The organism is Chitinophaga agrisoli, from assembly GCF_008386695.1.
Lineage (GTDB): Bacteria > Bacteroidota > Bacteroidia > Chitinophagales > Chitinophagaceae > Chitinophaga > Chitinophaga agrisoli.
The window spans coordinates 1-420 of record NZ_VUOC01000049.1 but is presented as its reverse complement, the minus strand read 5'-3'; the positions used below and the strand labels follow the sequence as shown (position 1 = coordinate 420).

Sequence of the window (420 nt, the reverse complement as noted above, 5' to 3'; positions counted from 1 at the left end):
CGAACATGAAGTTAATGCTGTGTTTATGTCTTCTTTCGTTTTTCGGTTTGACTGTGGCAGATGAGGCAGACTGTGAATCTGATCTAGATCCGGCCGATGATCCGAGGAATATCGAAAGACCTTGTCCGAACTTCGACTTGGACTGTATTCGTAAATATTTCTCGAGTAATTCGAAATGTCAAATAACGCTAGGGCCAGTACCGGATCCGCTGCTTCTCAACAATTACAGATTAGATATAGCAAACTCTAATATTACCGCCCAATTTAACAACGTAAGCGTTCGAGGTCTCAATGGAAATATCGTTGAATTTTACTTCAACAGAAAAACTGAGAAACTGGTGCTGGCAACAGAAGTGAAAAGCTTAGCATTTGATTCTCCACAGGTGGTATTTAAATACTACAGGAAAGGTAAAGAGCCCG

1 protein-coding gene is annotated in these 420 nt (G+C 41.0%); it reads left to right on the top strand.

Going from position 1 to position 420, the window contains the following annotated elements:
• A partial coding sequence (locus tag F0L74_RS34560; RefSeq protein WP_188316283.1) for a hypothetical protein occupies window positions 1-420 on the top strand: 420 nt, incomplete at both ends.